Source organism: Plantibacter sp. PA-3-X8 (genome assembly GCF_003856975.1).
Taxonomy (GTDB): domain Bacteria; phylum Actinomycetota; class Actinomycetes; order Actinomycetales; family Microbacteriaceae; genus Plantibacter; species Plantibacter auratus.
On record NZ_CP033107.1, the window covers coordinates 3413053 to 3428078 of the forward strand.

Annotated in this window: 16 protein-coding genes; 4 read left to right on the plus strand and 12 right to left on the minus strand. The window is 68.8% G+C overall.

All coding sequences use genetic code 11. From position 1 onward, the window contains the following. Window positions 1-17 precede the first annotated feature (17 nt). The 11 genes from EAO79_RS16090 to EAO79_RS16140 all read right to left on the minus strand — a co-directional run bounded on the left by EAO79_RS16090 (window position 18) and on the right by EAO79_RS16140 (window position 9799). On the minus strand, window positions 18-815 hold the full coding sequence (locus tag EAO79_RS16090; protein WP_071262369.1) for a F0F1 ATP synthase subunit delta: 798 nt from the start codon (window positions 813-815) through the stop codon (window positions 18-20). Beyond that, window positions 815-1366, minus strand: a complete 552-nt coding sequence (locus EAO79_RS16095; protein WP_064295311.1) for a F0F1 ATP synthase subunit B — start codon at window positions 1364-1366, stop codon at window positions 815-817. Before EAO79_RS16095 ends, EAO79_RS16090 begins: the two co-directional genes overlap by 1 nt. 30 nt (window positions 1367-1396) lie before the next feature. Beyond that, complete coding sequence (gene atpE / locus EAO79_RS16100; RefSeq protein WP_064295310.1) at window positions 1397-1630, minus strand: ATP synthase F0 subunit C; 234 nt, start codon at window positions 1628-1630, stop codon at window positions 1397-1399. A 46-nt stretch (window positions 1631-1676) separates the two neighbouring features. Continuing rightward, complete coding sequence (atpB, locus tag EAO79_RS16105) at window positions 1677-2456, minus strand: F0F1 ATP synthase subunit A (protein ID WP_175117868.1); 780 nt, start codon at window positions 2454-2456, stop codon at window positions 1677-1679. Window positions 2457-2731: 275 nt separating this feature from the next. Further along, complete coding sequence (locus tag EAO79_RS16110; protein ID WP_085513235.1) at window positions 2732-3217, minus strand: hypothetical protein; 486 nt, start codon at window positions 3215-3217, stop codon at window positions 2732-2734. Next, window positions 3214-4479: an MraY family glycosyltransferase gene (locus EAO79_RS16115; RefSeq protein WP_079707192.1), complete on the minus strand. Its 1266-nt coding sequence runs from the start codon at window positions 4477-4479 to the stop codon at window positions 3214-3216. The genes EAO79_RS16110 and EAO79_RS16115 overlap by 4 nt, the downstream gene beginning before the upstream one ends. Further along, the gene (locus EAO79_RS16120) at window positions 4476-5144 is read right to left on the minus strand and encodes an L-threonylcarbamoyladenylate synthase (RefSeq protein ID WP_079707193.1); all 669 of its coding nucleotides are present in this window, start codon (window positions 5142-5144) and stop codon (window positions 4476-4478) included. Before EAO79_RS16120 ends, EAO79_RS16115 begins: the two co-directional genes overlap by 4 nt. Before the next feature lie 73 nt (window positions 5145-5217). Beyond that, entirely contained in the window at window positions 5218-6204 is a 987-nt protein-coding gene (locus EAO79_RS16125; protein ID WP_124769588.1) for a glycosyltransferase family 4 protein, read from the minus strand. Next, entirely contained in the window at window positions 6201-8021 is a 1821-nt protein-coding gene (locus EAO79_RS16130) for a nucleoside-diphosphate sugar epimerase/dehydratase (protein ID WP_124769589.1), read from the minus strand. Before EAO79_RS16130 ends, EAO79_RS16125 begins: the two co-directional genes overlap by 4 nt. Window positions 8022-8033: 12 nt before the next feature. Then, window positions 8034-9005: an NAD-dependent epimerase/dehydratase family protein gene (locus EAO79_RS16135; protein ID WP_164486960.1), complete on the minus strand. Its 972-nt coding sequence runs from the start codon at window positions 9003-9005 to the stop codon at window positions 8034-8036. Continuing rightward, on the minus strand, window positions 9002-9799 hold the full coding sequence (locus EAO79_RS16140; protein ID WP_124769591.1) for a glycosyltransferase family 2 protein: 798 nt from the start codon (window positions 9797-9799) through the stop codon (window positions 9002-9004). The genes EAO79_RS16135 and EAO79_RS16140 overlap by 4 nt, the downstream gene beginning before the upstream one ends. 125 nt (window positions 9800-9924) lie before the next feature. Here EAO79_RS16140 and EAO79_RS16145 point away from each other — a divergent pair, with 125 nt between their 5' ends. Beyond that, complete coding sequence (locus EAO79_RS16145; RefSeq protein ID WP_241160910.1) at window positions 9925-10563, plus strand: HAD-IA family hydrolase; 639 nt, start codon at window positions 9925-9927, stop codon at window positions 10561-10563. Window positions 10564-10743: 180 nt separating this feature from the next. Here the strand turns inward: EAO79_RS16145 and prmC are convergent, their stop codons facing one another. Then, entirely contained in the window at window positions 10744-11652 is a 909-nt protein-coding gene (gene prmC / locus EAO79_RS16150) for a peptide chain release factor N(5)-glutamine methyltransferase (RefSeq protein WP_241160911.1), read from the minus strand. A 163-nt stretch (window positions 11653-11815) separates the two neighbouring features. Between prmC and cysK the strand changes: the two genes are divergently transcribed. From cysK to EAO79_RS16165, 3 genes are all read left to right on the plus strand, one after another. Next, window positions 11816-12754 (plus strand): cysteine synthase A, encoded by a 939-nt coding sequence (cysK, locus tag EAO79_RS16155; protein WP_079707199.1) that lies wholly within the window; start codon window positions 11816-11818, stop codon window positions 12752-12754. 9 nt (window positions 12755-12763) lie between these two features. Continuing rightward, window positions 12764-13330, plus strand: coding sequence for a serine O-acetyltransferase EpsC (epsC, locus tag EAO79_RS16160; protein WP_079707200.1), 567 nt, complete (start codon window positions 12764-12766; stop codon window positions 13328-13330). 92 nt (window positions 13331-13422) lie between these two features. Next, complete coding sequence (locus tag EAO79_RS16165; protein ID WP_124769592.1) at window positions 13423-14979, plus strand: ABC-F family ATP-binding cassette domain-containing protein; 1557 nt, start codon at window positions 13423-13425, stop codon at window positions 14977-14979. Window positions 14980-15026 lie beyond the last annotated feature (47 nt).

Sequence of the window (15026 nt, forward strand, 5' to 3'; positions counted from 1 at the left end):
CCGCGCTGCACGGGCCGTTATCCGGCCAGTTGCAGACGGAGGTCGTTCAGTCGGGCAGCGAGGCTGCCGTCGATGACGTCGTCCCCGAGCTGCACGCGCAGTCCACCGACGACGGCGGGGTCGATCACCTGGTTGATCTTCACCTGACGGCCGTAGGCCGTGGCGAGGTGGCGCTCGAGGCGCTGGAGCTGCGACGCCTCGATCGGTGCGGCTGCCGTGACCGTGGCGACCGCGAGGCCCTGCTGGTCGGCGACGATGCCTGATGCGTACCGGAGCAGTTCTCCGATCCGACGGTCACGGGGCTGCTGCACGAGCTGACCGACGATGCTGACGGTCTGCGGGCTCGCCTTGCCCGCGAGGAGGGACGCCGCGAGGGCACCCTTCGCAGCGGACGAGCCGAGCTTGCTGCTGAGGGCGAGTTCGAGCTCATGGTTGCTCGACACGAGCTTCCCGAACTCGAACAGCTCGGCCTCGATGTCGCCCTGAGCGCCGGCGGAGATCGAGGCGGCCCGGAGGCCGAGCTCCTCGATGCCCGCGAGCAGGTCGGCCTCGCTGGACCAGCGGCCGGAGACGACGGTCTGCAGCAGGCCGAGCGCCTGAGCGCTCAGCTGGGTGCCGAAGATCCGCTCGACGACGGTGCGCTTGGCACCGGCGTCGGCTGCGGGGTCGCTGAGCGCTGCGCTCAGGTGGCTCGAGCCGCCGATGGCCCGGCCCGCTGCGAACAGTCCGTCCGCGGTGGCCAGATCGGCCCCGGCGCCGAGGGCGGCGAGGGCCTCCTTCGACGAGGCGAGTGCTTCTCTGGTCGCGCTTCCCATTACTTGGCTGCCTTCTCCGACGCTTCGAGGTCCGCGAGGAACCGGTCGACGACCGCCGTCGCCTTCGCGTCGTCGTTCAGCGTCTCGCCGATGACGCCACTGGCGAGGTCGAGTGCGAGCGTGCCGACCTCGGCACGCAGCGACACGACGGCCGCCTGACGCTCGGCTTCGATCTGTGCCTGAGCGCTCGCGGTGACGCGAGCGGCCTCGACCGTTGCCTGCTCCTTGAGCTCGGCGAGGATCGTCTGACCCTCGACACGAGCCTGCTCGCGGATGCGGCCGGCTTCCTGACGGGCCTCGGCGAGCTGAGCGTTGTACTGCTCGAGCGCCGCTTCGGCCTGCTTCTGCGCTTCATCGGCCTTGGCGATGTTGCCCTCGATGGCCGCTGCGCGGTCGTCGAGGAGCTTCTGCACCTTGGGCAGGACCAGCTTCCAGAAGAAGCCGAGGATGATGATGAAGACGACGGCAGACCAGACGATGTCGTAGACCGCTGGGATGAGAGGGTTCGTTGGAGCGCCCTCTTCAGCAGCGATGATCACTGCATCAAACATCTTGCCTCCTTCGGAGATGTGAAAGGGGGCTTAGACGAAGATGAAGTAGGTCGCGATGCCGATGAAGGCGAGCGCCTCGGTGAAGGCGATACCGATCCACATGAGGACCTGGAGACGACCACCCAGCTCGGGCTGACGCGCGGTGCCTTCGATCGTCTTGCCGACGACGATACCCACACCGATGGCGGGGCCGATGGCTGCGAGACCGTAACCGACCGTCGCGATGTTTCCTTCAAGGGCGGCGAGAACGGTAGTTGCGTCCACGTTTGTTTCCTTCCGTTGGGTGAGACCTGGCGGGTGCCGGGCTCGATTAGTGCTCTTCTGCGACCGCGAGCTGGATGTAGACCGCGGTGAGGAGGGTGAAGACGTACGCCTGGAGAACTGCGACCAGGAGCTCGAAGAGGGTGAAGACGAGGCCGAAGGCCAGCGTCCCGACGCCCATGAGGGCGAACCATCCGCCGAGGTTCACGATGAAGAACTGGGTTGCCGCGAAGAACAGGACCAAGAGCAGGTGCCCGACGATCATGTTCATGAGGAGTCGGAGCGTCAGCGTGAGCGGGCGGATGACGAAGGTCGAGATGAGCTCGATCGGCGTGACGATGATGTACACCGGCCACGGCACCCCGGAGGGGAAGAGGGAGTTCTTGAAGAACTTACCCGGACTCTTCTTGATACCGGCGTAGATGAAGGTGACGTAGGACACCAGCGCGAGCACCAGCGGGACACCGATGACGGAGGTACCGGCCAGGTTCAGCCCGGGGATGATGCCCGTCAGGTTCATCGCGAGGACCATGAAGAAGATGGTCGTCAGGATCGGCAGGAACCGGAGGCCGTCCTTCTTGCCGAGCAGGTCTTCCGCGATGTTGACGCGGACGAAGCCGAGCCCCATCTCGGCGAGGCTCTGTGCGCGGCCGGGGACGAGGCGCATCTTGCGCGTCGACAGCCAGAAGAACAGGAGGAGCGCGATCACCGCGATGAACCGGATCAGGATGACCCGGTTGATCGCGAAGGGCGTGCCCTCGAAGAGGATGATGTCGGGGAAGAACTCGTCGATCGACGGACCGTGGAACTCGCCATCTTCGGCGGCCATCGGTGCGATCAGGTGCACGGCGTTAGCGAACAGCACGTATCTCCAGTTTCGGGGGCGTGGAGCAGAGCTCTCGCGGCGACGAACAGGGGGGATGTCTCCTCGCCGCACGCCGAAGCGGTGCTAGTGGGAGGATTCGTTGACGAGTCTAGCAAGGAAACCGGGCCCCGACGAACCCAGGGGTGGTATTCCACGGCTATATTCCGAGCCGCGACCTCGGCTGCGCCTCGAATACCGGTTCCGGCATGCTCCCGCGCGACCACGTTGCGACTGCGGCGTCAGCCCTGGTCGGAGTCCTGCGGCGACGCCTTCGGGAGGATGTCGTCCGAGACGTAGGGCACCCGCACCTTCGCAGCCACGACGGCGTCGATCACGAGCGATCCGACGACACCCACGATGACGCTCCCGAACAGGATCGGTGCGTTGACCCACGGCTGGTCCTTCAGGATGAAGCCGAGCACGAGGAAGATGACGAACTTCACGAGCCAGCTGCCCATCACCACCCCGAACAGGATGCCGACGAAGAACTCCTGGCCGGACCAGCGGTTGGCGAAGAGGATGCTCACCGAGGTGATGCCGAGGAACACGAGCGCCATTGCGGTGCCGATGAGCGCACTCGTCAGCCCGCGGGAACCGTCGACGCTCCAGCCGACCACTCCCCCGACGACGGCGATCACGAGCGCGAGGAGCGCGCTGTACCGGAGTGCCGTGCGGAAGACCCGGTTGGCGCTCGCGTGCGAGCCGGCCTGGGCGGGAGGAGTCATGGGTGCTGGTCCTTTTTGGCGAGAGAGTCGAGGGTGTCGAGGGTGTCGCCGCTCACGGGCGCCTCGGGGTCGCGCTGCCCGGAGGCCTCGTCGAGCCGATCGTACAGCGCGGACCCGGGAGCGCCCTCCGTGCCGGTGGCAACGCGCTGCGCGAGCCGGTCGGCCCGCCTGCGGCGACCGATCGGCAGGAGGGTGAACGCCGTGCAGGTGACGACCCCCACGGAGACGAAGAGGACGGCCAGCCACGTCGGGGCAGCGAAGAACGCCAGGCATCCGACGGAGATGACGACCGTCCAGCCGTAGAAGATGAGGACGGCGTGCACCTGGCTGTGACCGAGGTCGAGCAGCCGGTGGTGGAGGTGCATCCGGTCGGCGCTGAACGGTGACTTTCCGGCGCGGAGACGACGGAGGACGGCCAAGACGAAGTCGGCGAGCGGCACGACGAGGATGGCGAACGGCAGCAGGATCGGGATGAACGCGGGCAACAGTTGCGTGCGGCCGAGAGCGGCCGGGTCGACCTGGCCGGTCACGGCGGCTGCGGAGGTCGCCATGAGCAGCCCGACGAGCAGGGCGCCGGCGTCGCCCATGAACAATCGGGCGGGGTGCCAGTTGAGCGGGAGGAAGCCGAGGCAGGCTCCGACGAGGATCGCGGCGATCAGCGAGGCCAGGTTGAAGTAGTCGCTCGCCCCGGTGGAGGTCACGAGCAGCTGGGTGTAGACGAAGAACACGGTGTTCGCGATGACGGCGACACCGGCGACGAGTCCGTCGAGTCCGTCGACGAAGTTGATCGCGTTCATCACGAGCACGATGGCGAAGACCGTCATCGAGAAGGACACCCATGACGAGCCGACCGTCAGGCCACCGATGGGCAAGGAGTAGATCTGCACACCGAGCCAGGCGACGAGCCCTGCCGCCATGAACTGCGCGGCGAGCTTGATCATCCAGTCGAGGTCCCACAGGTCGTCGGCGACGCCGATCCCGACGATGAACAGGGCGGCACCGAGGATCGCCAGCACCGGCTCCGGATCGGCGAACACGAGGTCGAAGAACGGCAGCTGCCAGGCCACGCCGAACGCGACCAGGATGCCGATGAACATCGCGACCCCGCCGAGCCGCGGCGTCGGCGTCTGGTGGACGTCGCGTTCGCGGATCGGCGGGTGGAGACCGTACTTCACGCCGACCCGCCGCGCGAGGTGGGCGAAGCCGAAGGTGATGCCCGCGCTCACGACGAGCACGATGAGGTACCCGGAGAACTGGCTCATGGTTCGCGCGGCTCGGGGAGCAGATCGCCCACCACGCCGCGGATCGCCTCGCGGGAGACGGCTCCGTCGCGCAGGACGACGATCCGTTCGTCGGCTGTGCCGAGTCGGGTCGCGTCGATGATCGTCGACGACTGCTCGCCGCTTTCGCCGCCGTCGAGGTAGACCGAGACCGAGTCGCCCAGCATCTCGAGCGCGGCAGCGGCTGAGGTGGCGGCCGGTCGGCCGGTGAGGTTCGCCGAAGAGACCGCCAGCGGGCCGGTGTCCTGCAGGAGTTCGAGGGTCACCGGGTTCGACGGCATCCGGAGCGCGACCGTGCCCGCGGTCTCGCCGAGGTCCCAGGCGAGCGACGGCTGGGCCTCGAGCACGATGGTCAGGCCGCCGGGCCAGAACGCCTCGACGAGCCGGTGCACGGCATCCGGGACGGACGCCGCCAAGGCCTCGAGCGTGTTCACACCTGACACGAGGACGGGCGGCGGTGACTGCCGGGTCCGACCCTTCGCGTCGAGCAGGCGCTGCACCGCGGCCGGCGAGAACGCGTCGGCGGCCACCCCGTAGACCGTGTCGGTCGGGAGCACGACCAGCTCACCCCTCGCCAGGGCCGTCCGTGCCAAGCGCATCCCGGCGAGCAGCTGCGCGTGATCCTGGCAATCGAAGGTCTGCGGCATGTGATGGGTCCTGGCTGAACGGGGCCGCCGATCGGTGATCAGTCGGCCGGATGATCGGGGTGACGACGCTCAATCATAGCCTCGGGCGTCTTCCGAGCAGTCTGGGCAGGCACAGGTAGACGACGAGGACGAGCAGGATGCCGAGGACGGCGAGGACCTGGAAGGGCCAGGCGCCCGTCGCGACGACCACCCCGAGGAGCCCGGTGGAGAGGGTCGCGACGCTGACGACGGCGGTGGACCCGAGGTGACCGAGTCCGCCGGCGGCGAGACGCTGGTACACGTGGCTGCGATGCGCCTCGTGCAGCGGCTCCCCCCGCCGCCAGCGCGCGATGATCGTCGTGCCGGTGTCGGCGACGTACACGAGGACCGGGCCGATCAGCGCAACGAAGGAGATGCCGCTGAAGGCAGCGTAGATGGCGACCGCGACGAGGGAGCCGCCGAGCAGGTAGCTGCCGACGTCGCCCAGGAACATCCGGCGCCGAGCGAGGTTCCACGGCAGGAACCCGAGGAACGCGGCCGCCACGACGAGGCCGGCTGCCGTGACGCCCGGGAGACCGGCCACGGCGCCGAGACCGGCGTAGAACCCGCCGACGACCGTGCCGTGCATCGAGGAGATGCCGTTGACGCCGTCCATGAAGTTCGCGATGTTCGTGTAGGCGACGAGCGCCACGATCCCGAGCGGGATCCACCAGGAACTCGCGGCCATCGAGACGACGAGCACCCAGGTCGCCACGAGTCCGAGTACGACCTGCAAGCCGAAGCGCACCCTGACGGGGAGTCCGCGGACGTCCTCCACGGCTCCGATGGCCGCGTTCACGATCGACACGGCGGCGACGATCCAGAGCGGCAGACTGTGGAGCAGGACCGCGGCCGTGCCGAGACCGACGGCGACCGCGATCGCGACGCCGATCCCCCCCCCGCGGATCGTCGGCGTGACGTGCATGGATCGGTGGTTCGGGGTGTCGACGACCGCCCGACGGATGAGGATCGGGCGGATGGCGAGCTGGGACAGCAGGCTCACGACGAGCGCGAGCACCCCCGCCAGGATGGCAACCGTCATTGCACCAGGTGGTGGGTGCCGGCGCCCTCGTCGGCGATGGTCTCCCGCCAGACGGCGATGTCGAGGAGTGCCGGGTCGAGCGGCTGGATCCGCGTGTGCGAGACCTTCGGGTGCTTCGAGCGGTCGGCGATCTCGTCGGTGTCGATGAGGACCTCGTGCAGCTTCTCGCCGTGCCGGAGACCGGTGTACACGATCTCGACGTCCTTGCCGGACGCGGCGATCATGCGCTTGGCGACGTCGAGGATGCGGACCGGACGGCCCATGTCGAGGATGAGGACCTCGCCCGGGTCGCCGATCGCGCCGGCCTGGATGACGAGCTTCGACGCTTCGGGGATCGTCATGAAGAAGCGGGTGACGTCGGGGTGCGTGACCGTGACCGGACCGCCTGCCTCGATCTGGGCGGTGAACGCCGGGATGGCGGAACCGCGGCTGCCGATGACGTTGCCGAACCGGACCGAGAGGTACCGCGCGTCGGTCTCCTGGGCGCTCATCCATGCGGTGAGCTTCTCGGCGATGCGCTTGCTGTACCCGAGGACGGTCGTCGGGTTCGCGGCCTTGTCGGTCGAGATGTTGACGAAGGTGCCGACGCCGACCGCCCGCGCCGCGTTGAGGACGTTCAGGGTGCCGAGGACGTTGTTCTTCCAGGCCTCGTCGGGGTACTGCTCGAGCATCGGAGCGTGCTTCAGCGCTGCCGCGTGGAAGACGACGTCGGGACGGCGGTCTTCGAAGATCTCCATGAGCGACGGGAGGTCGCGGATGTCGGCGAGCACGACCTCCTTGGTGTCGAGCAGACCGTGTCCGGAGATCGAGAGCTGCGTGGTGTGGAGCCCCGTCTCGTCGCGGTCGAGCAGGACGAGCTCCGCCGGACCGAACTGGTTGACCTGCCGGGCGATCTCGGAGCCGATGGATCCGCCGGCACCGGTGACGAGCACGCGCTTACCGGTGAGGTACCCCGCGATGCTCTCGACCTGCAGGTCGACGGTGTTGCGGCCGATGAAGTCCTCGACGTTGAGGTCGCGCAGGCTCGGCGCGCTCTCGCCCGTCCCGGGAGCCAGCATCGTGTCGATGGGCGGCACGACGAGCACCCGGAGCTTCGCCTCGTCGGCTCGCTCACTGACCTGGCGGATGAAGTCGTTGTCGACGTCCGCGATGCTGATGATGAGCGCCTGCGCCCCGGTGCGCTTGACGGCCGCCACCAGGTCGGCTCCCGTGCCGACCACGGCGACCGAGGCGATGCGGAAGTTGCGCTTCGACGGGTCGTCGTCGATGACGCCCACCGGGAGGTAGGGCGACTGCGGGTCGCGCATGAGCCGAGGGATGATCGACATCCCCAGCGCACCGGCTCCGTAGACGAGGACGCGCTGCGCCTCGATCGGCCGACTGCGACTGTCGACGAAGAGGCGCTTGATGTACCGCGTGATGCCCATGAAGACGATCGCGAACGGGAACGCGATCACCGTCGTGGACCGTGGAACCCCCCACGCGACGCCGAACACCGCGTTGACCGCGATGAGGATCGCGGTGACGATCAGCGCGACGACGATGAGCTGTTTCGCCTCGTAGAAGCTGCCGAAGCTGTGCAGGCCGTGGTAGTAGCTCCACAGGTAGGCCACGATGAGCTGGGCGACCACGGCGATGACGCACAGGAGGACCGTCCCCACGAGGGCCACGCGCTCGTACTCGAGCTCGAACCGGACGAGCTGGGCGACCACGATGGCGAGCACCCAGCACAGTGCGTCGAGGGCGGTCTTCGCGGCGAAACGAGGACCGGGCGCCTGCGTCCATCTACGGGGGGCGTCGGGGAGCGTGGAGGTCATAACGTGTCGATCCTACCGATCGCCGGCTTCGCGTTGGCTGCGCACGGACTGCGCGTCGGGGCCGGGCGCACCGCGCTCCGCGGCGAGGGCTGCGATCGAGGACCGGAGACCGTCGTCCGTCGCCGTCGGCATGCGCTCGTGCCCGAGTGCGCCGAGCAGTCGGGCACCGGAGACGCGGTAGTCCTCGGTGAGCTTCGCGAGACGCCCGGAGTTGAGCGGCACGGCAGGGACGCGATCGCCGACGACGGCCGCCAACCGCACGAGGGCCGGTGGGAGCGCCAGGCGACGGACCCGGCGACCGGTGACCTCGGCGATGAGCGTGACGAGGTGCCCCGTCGACACGGGCTCGTCGTCGGCGACGAGGTAGACACCCGTCGTGACGGCTGGCGTGTCGATGATGCTCGTGATCGCCCACGTGAGGTTCTGGATCGACACGAAGCTGCGCTCGTTGCGGAAGGCGTCGAGCGGGTACGGGATGCCGCGGGACAGCAGACCGAACAGGAGGCGCAGGTTGCCCTTGTCCCCCGGCCCGTGCACCATCGTCGGACGGAGGACGATCGTCCGGCGACCGGCAGGGGGCTCGACGGCGAGCAGGAGCCGCTCGGCCGCGAGCTTCGACTTCCCGTACGGGGTCACCGGGTGGGGCTCGGCGGACTCGTCGAGCACACCGACGACCGTCGCCTCGTTCACCGCGGCGACGCTGCTCAGTTGGATGAAGGTGGTGGCGTCCGACGCCAGGAAGGCGACGTACGCGCGTTCGGCGAGGTCGGTGTTGATCCGGCGGTACACCTCGGGAGCGGCGGTGCCGTCGAGGTCGTGCGCCTTCCCGGCGAGGTTCACCACGACGTCGACGTCCGCGGGGAAGGGCTCCCCCGTCCACCCGCGCAACGAGAACGGCACGACCTCGTGGCCGGCCGCCTCGAGGACGGGGACGAGGTTCGTCCCGATGAAGCCGGTCGCACCGGTCACGAGCACCCGGCTCATCGTCCGAACCATCCCCACGTGCGGAAGTACACGAAGGCCCCCTGGATCGAGTACCACATCAGCTTCCGGTTGTGATGCGAGCCCTTCGCGAAGTGGTGGTGGATCGTCGCCCCGGGGTAGTACGCGGTCCGGGACACCTGGAGGAAGCGTCGGGTGAGGTCGGCGTCCTCGATGTACATGAAGATCCGCTCGTCGAAGAAGCCGACGCGGTGCAGGGTCGAGGTCCGCAGGAACATGAAGCACCCCGAGAGGTAGGGCACGTCGAACATCGTCTTGCTGTAGTCGTGCGCCGGGTTCTCGTCGATGTCGCGGTACTCGTAGCGGGCCATGCGCTTCGCGACGAGCGGCTTCAGCGGACCGGGCAGGAATCGGCGGGCGGACAGGTCGAAGACGGAGGGGTTCCGCTTCACCAGGTATTGGAGGGATCCGTCGGGGTACAGCACCTTCGGCATGACGTGCCCGACCTCGGGGTGCTCGAGCATGAACTCGTGGAGCTGCTCGATCGCCTCCGGCTCGAAGTACACGTCCGGGTTGACCACCATGTGGAACTTCGAGCGCCCGAGGACCTTCGCGATCGCGAGGTTGTGGGCGGCGCCGAAGCCGGGGTTCGAGGGGTTGTGCAGGTACTCGACCCGCGGGTCGACCACGAGGTCGCGGAGCTCGTCCGTCGGCGAGTTGTCGACGAGGTAGAGCGTCTCGACGAGCGGGCTCCCGAGGGTCGAGTCGATGGCCGCACGCAGCTTGTCGCGATCGTTCCGGTACATGACGATGCAGGCGGTCACAGGACGGTCCACGGTTCACCCTCTCCGGCGGCGGGGACGGCACCGCCGAGGCACGACGGACGTGGGCCCGACGCGCCTGGTCAGTCTACGTGCTGCCCGCGTCCGGTCCTGGGAGCCCGTGGCCGCATACTGGAGTGGTGCCAGAGCGTGTGTTCTTCTTCGACTGCGACAAGACCCTGTACGACTACGACTTCCGGAAACGCCTCCCGGCGCTCTCCCGGTTGACGGGCGTGAGCCAGTACCGGCTCGCGAAGCAGTGGTGGGTCGGCGGCCACGAGGCCGCGGCCAACATCGGCGAGTACCCGACGAGCGACGACTATCTGGCGGTGTTCGCCGAGGTCACCGGATACCCACTGTCCCTCGAGGAGTGGCGCGAAGCCCGTGCGGCGGCGATGACCCCGGTTCCCGGCGTCCTGGCCACCCTCGCCCGTGCATCAACCCTCGGCACGGTCTCCCTGCTGTCGAACAACCCGATCCCGTTCCGGGACTCCTTCGCGCAGCTGGCTCCCGAGGCCGCAGCCCTCCTCGGCGAGAACGACCTCGTGTCCGCCGTCCTCGGAGCGGAGAAACCCGAGCCCCGTGTCTACACCCGCGCGCTCAGCCGGTACGGCGTCGCGCCCGACCGCACCATGCTCATCGACGACTCCGCGGCGAACTGCGCGGGCGCCGAGGCCGTGGGGATGCACGCGTTCCAGCTGACGAAGGACGCCTCAGGCGCATTCGACGTCGCGGGACTCGACGCCGCGGTCGACGCCTTCGTGGCGGCCACACCCTGACTCGGCCCACCGGGCGATGCGTCCCACCGGCCACCGAACCGAACCACGACTCCCTGGACCGAACCATCGGTCCCTGAGCTTGTCGAAGGGCGGCGGATCCACGGCGCGGACTCGCCCTTCGACAGGCTCAGGGACCGGACGAGGTGCCTACGGAGCGGAGAAGCGCGGGCTCGCGACGCGTCAGCGGATCGCGATGGTGGTGCGGTCTCGGGTGGTGAGGTCGCGGTGCGTCGCCGCAGCGTGCCAACCGTCGGCCGTGAGCAGCTCGCGGATGGCCTGCCCCTGGAGTTCACCGTGCTCGATGATGAGCGTGCCGCCCCGGTGGAGCAGTCGCTGCGCGGTGGCGGACACCTGGCGCACCACGTCGAGTCCGTCCGGTCCGCCGTAGAGCGCGGCCGAGGGGTCGTGGAGACGCACTTCGGGATCGCGCGGGATCGCGTCGTCCGGGACGTATGGCGGGTTCGAGATCACGACGTCCACCGAGCCGTCGAGCTCGTGAAAGGCGTCGGCGAGGTGCTCGAAGACCACGGTGGCGTTGTCTGCACCGGATTCGGCGAAGTTCCGTCTCGCCCAGATGAACGCCTCGACCGAGTTCTCGGTCGCGTAGATCGCCGCGTTCGGGACCTCGGTCGCCATCGCCAGCGCGATCGCTCCACTGCCGGTGCCGAGGTCGACGCCGATGGGCCGAGGGATCGGCACGGCTCGGAGCGCGTCGATCGCGAACTGCACGACCGACTCGGTCTCGGGGCGCGGGACGAAGACGCCTGGTCCGACCGCGAGTTCCATCGAACGGAACGCGGCACGACCCGTGATGTGCTGCAGCGGTTCACGCGCGGCCCGACGCTCGACCAGCTCGGCGAACACGGTGCGTTCTTCGGCGTCCAACACGCGACCGGTGATCGCCGCGGCTTGTACAGCCCCGCGACCGAGTCCGAGCACGTGTCCGAGGAGGAGCTCCGCGTCGACGTCGGGTGACGGCACGGCTGCACGGGTGAGGATCTCGACGGCGTGTCGGCGCGCGAGTTCGACGGTCGCAGGGTGGCCGGCGGACGGGGTGTCTGCGGCGGCGGCGGAAGGGGTGCTGGGCATGAGCGAGGTCATCATCTGGGGCGGCCTGGTCGGGTGGGCCGCACCGAGCCTACCCCACCGCCTCGGTGCGGCCGCGGGCCGGCGACCCTCGTCGTCACACGGGACACCCCCGATCGGCCAGGTCGTAGGCTGGACCGAGCCCCGTTCGAGGAAGAGGAACACCGTGACCGGCACCGTCTACACCGACATCACCCAGGCCTACGGCCGTACCCCGCTCGTCCGTCTGAACCGCATCGCCGAGGGTGTCGGCGCGACCGTCCTGGCGAAGCTGGAGTTCTACAACCCCGGATCGAGTGTCAAGGACCGTCTGGGTATCGCGCTCGTCGATGCGGCGGAGGCCTCGGGCCAGCTCCAGCCAGGAGGGACCATCGTCGAGTCGACGAGCGGGAACACCGGCATCGCGCTCGCCCTCGTGGGAGCCGCGCGGGGCTACCGGGTCATCCTCACGATGCCGGCCTCGATGAGCAAAGAACGCCGGACCCTCCTCCGCGCCTACGGCGCCGAGCTCGTCCTCACCGATCCGACGAAGGGGATGGCGAACGCCGTGCAGGAGGCGCAGCGCATCGTGGCCGAGCACCCCGGCGCCGTCTGGGTCAGGCAGTTCGAGAACGAGGCGAACCCCGCCATCCACCGGCGGACGACCGCACCCGAGATCTGGGAGGACACCGCCGGCACGGTCGACGCGTTCGTCGCGGGCATCGGGACGGGCGGGACGATCACCGGCGTCGGCGGCTGGCTCCGCGAACACAACCCCGATGTGCAGATCATCGCCGTGGAACCCGCGGACTCCCCGCTGCTCAGCGAGGGTCGCGCCGGTGGACACAAGATCCAGGGCATCGGCCCGAACTTCGTGCCCGACATCCTCGACACCTCCTTGTTCAGCGAGATCATCCCGGTCGAGACCGACACGGCCTACGCGACGGCACGACGCCTCGCGACCGACGACGGCATCATCGGAGGCATGTCCTCCGGCGCCGCGGTGTGGGCAGCCCTCGAGGTCGGACGCCGTCCGGAGATGGCCGGCAAGACCATCGTCGTCATCATCCCCGACGCGGGCGAGCGCTACCTGTCGACGACGATGTACGACGACCTGCGCGACTAGGCTCGACGCATGGGAATGCTGTCGCGGGTCCGCGAGGACATCGGTGCCGCACGCGCACACGATCCAGCGGCCCGCGGCACCATCGAGATCGCGCTCAGCTACTCCGGCCTGCACGCCGTCTGGGCGTACCGGCTGCACCATCGACTGTGGCGGCGCGGCTTCCGCACCCTCGCCCGGTTCGGCTCCCAGTTCACCCGGTTCCTCACCGGGATCGAGATCCACCCGGGCGCCCGCATCGGCAGGCGGTTCTTCATCGACCACGGTATGGGCGTCGTCATCGGCGAGACGGCCGAAGTGGGCGACGACGTCATGATCTTCCACGGCGTGACCCTCGGCGGGAAGAGCCGCGGCGTCGGCAAGCGCCACCCGACCATCGGTGACGGCGTCGCCGTCGGTGCCGGGGCGAAGATCCTCGGGCCCATCCTGATCGGTGCGGGGACCATCGTCGGCGCGAACGCCGTCGTCACCAAGGCCTGCCCACCCCGCAGTCTGCTGCTCGGCGTCCCGGCGGTCGAGCGCCCGCGCGGGAGCGGCGCCCACGGCCTCGCGTTGCTCGATCCCGAGTACCACATCTGATCCGCGCGAGGTGAGGTGATCCGTCGCCCACGCCTCCCCCGGACGACGATCTCCCGCATCCCACCCGCATCCCCGCTCCTCGAGAGGTCCCCATGAGTCTCATCCGCCTGCACGACGTCACCGTCCGGTTCGAGGAGCGCCCGGTGCTCCGCGACGTCTTCTTCCGGCTCGAGCCAGGCGACCGGGTCGGGCTCATCGGCCGGAACGGCTCCGGCAAGTCCACCCTCCTGAAGCTCGCGCTCGACCAGCTCCAGCCGGACTCGGGCACCGTGACCATCGAGGACGGGACGCGGATCGGGTACTTCTCGCAGTTCTCGGAGCTCGACGGCAGCGCAACCATCACCGAGGTCCTCGAAGGGCTCTTCGGTCACATCCACGCCATCGAGGCGGAACTCGCATCCATCGACGCCGCGATCGCCGCCGACCCGGACGACCTCGACGGGATGACGAAGCTCATCGAACGGCAGGCCGAACTCTTCGAGGAGATGGAGCGCCAGGACGGCTGGGACTACCAGCGCCACATCGACACCGCCCTCACCACGCTCGGCTTCGACGCCGCGCGCCGCGTGCTTCCCATCGACTCCCTCTCCGGCGGCTGGCGCAACCGCGCGGCGCTCGCGAAGATCCTCCTCGAGCGCCCGGACGTCCTGCTCCTCGACGAGCCGACGAACTTCCTCGACGTCGCGGGGGTCGAGTGGCTCGAATCCTGGTTCGGCTCGTTCCGCGGCGCGGCGATCGTCGTCTCACACGACCGGACCTTCCTCGACGCCGTGGTCACGCGCATCGTCGAGGTCGAGAACTTCCACCTCCACGAGTACCCCGGCAGCTTCGACGAGTACGTCGTCCAGAAGCAGTTCCGGCTCAAGAGCCTCGAGGCGCAGTTCGTCCACGAGTCCGAGCTGCTCGCCTTCGAGGCGGAGGGCATCTCGGACCGTCGCGAGGCGGCCAAGGCCGCCGGGAAGAAGGACCTCTCCTCGCAGCTGGCGAAGATCAAGAAGGCCAGGCCGCCGCGTCCGGTCGACGACATCATCACCGACATCTACGGTGGCCTGCACATCAAGGACACGCTCTGCCGGATCCAGGGGCTCACGAAGGCCTACGGCGAGCACACGCTGTTCGACGGACTCGACCTCGAGATCGGCCGCCGGGAGCGCATCGTCGTCCACGGGCCGAACGGCGCGGGCAAGTCCACGTTCCTCCGGATCCTCGAGGGCGACGAACGCCCCGACGCCGGTCACGTCACCTGGACCGGCGGGGTCCGATACGCGTCCTACAACCAGATGGTCGACGAGCTGGACCTCACCGACACGGTGGCGCACTCCGTCGGCGCCATGCCCGACAGCCTCGCCTTCGCGGCGACGAAGAAGTCGGTGAACCGCTTCCTCGGCATGTTCCAGTTCTCCGACGCCGACCTCAAGCAGAAGATCGGCATGCTCTCGGGTGGGCAGCGCGCCCGCGTCGCCATGGCGCAGTGCCTGCTCTCCGGGGCTTCGGTGCTCCTCCTCGACGAGCCGACGAACCACCTGGACCTCGCGAGCACACAGGTGATGGAGCGCGCACTCGTGCACTTCCCCGGCGCCATCGTCGTGGTCAGCCACGACCGGTTCTTCGCCGACAAGGTCGCGACGAAGCGACTGCGCATCGGCTGAACGACGAAAGCGCAGTCGTGGTCGTCATCCGAGCGGGATGACGGCCA

Bases quoted from the DNA above. Each gene is read 5' to 3' on its own strand.
- EAO79_RS16090 (WP_071262369.1), bottom strand. From the start codon at position 815: ATGGGAAGCGCGACCAGAGAAGCACTCGCCTCGTCGAAGGAGGCCCTC.
- EAO79_RS16095 (WP_064295311.1), bottom strand. From the start codon at position 1,366: ATGTTTGATGCAGTGATCATCGCTGCTGAAGAGGGCGCTCCAACGAAC.
- atpB (WP_175117868.1), bottom strand. From the start codon at position 2,456: ATGGCCGCCGAAGATGGCGAGTTCCACGGTCCGTCGATCGACGAGTTC.
- EAO79_RS16110 (WP_085513235.1), bottom strand. From the start codon at position 3,217: ATGACTCCTCCCGCCCAGGCCGGCTCGCACGCGAGCGCCAACCGGGTC.
- EAO79_RS16115 (WP_079707192.1), bottom strand. From the start codon at position 4,479: ATGAGCCAGTTCTCCGGGTACCTCATCGTGCTCGTCGTGAGCGCGGGC.
- EAO79_RS16120 (WP_079707193.1), bottom strand. From the start codon at position 5,144: ATGCCGCAGACCTTCGATTGCCAGGATCACGCGCAGCTGCTCGCCGGG.
- EAO79_RS16125 (WP_124769588.1), bottom strand. From the start codon at position 6,204: ATGACGGTTGCCATCCTGGCGGGGGTGCTCGCGCTCGTCGTGAGCCTG.
- EAO79_RS16130 (WP_124769589.1), bottom strand. From the start codon at position 8,021: ATGACCTCCACGCTCCCCGACGCCCCCCGTAGATGGACGCAGGCGCCC.
- EAO79_RS16135 (WP_164486960.1), bottom strand. From the start codon at position 9,005: ATGAGCCGGGTGCTCGTGACCGGTGCGACCGGCTTCATCGGGACGAAC.
- prmC (WP_241160911.1), bottom strand. From the start codon at position 11,652: ATGCCCAGCACCCCTTCCGCCGCCGCCGCAGACACCCCGTCCGCCGGC.
- epsC (WP_079707200.1), top strand. From the start codon at position 12,764: ATGGGAATGCTGTCGCGGGTCCGCGAGGACATCGGTGCCGCACGCGCA.
- EAO79_RS16165 (WP_124769592.1), top strand. From the start codon at position 13,423: ATGAGTCTCATCCGCCTGCACGACGTCACCGTCCGGTTCGAGGAGCGC.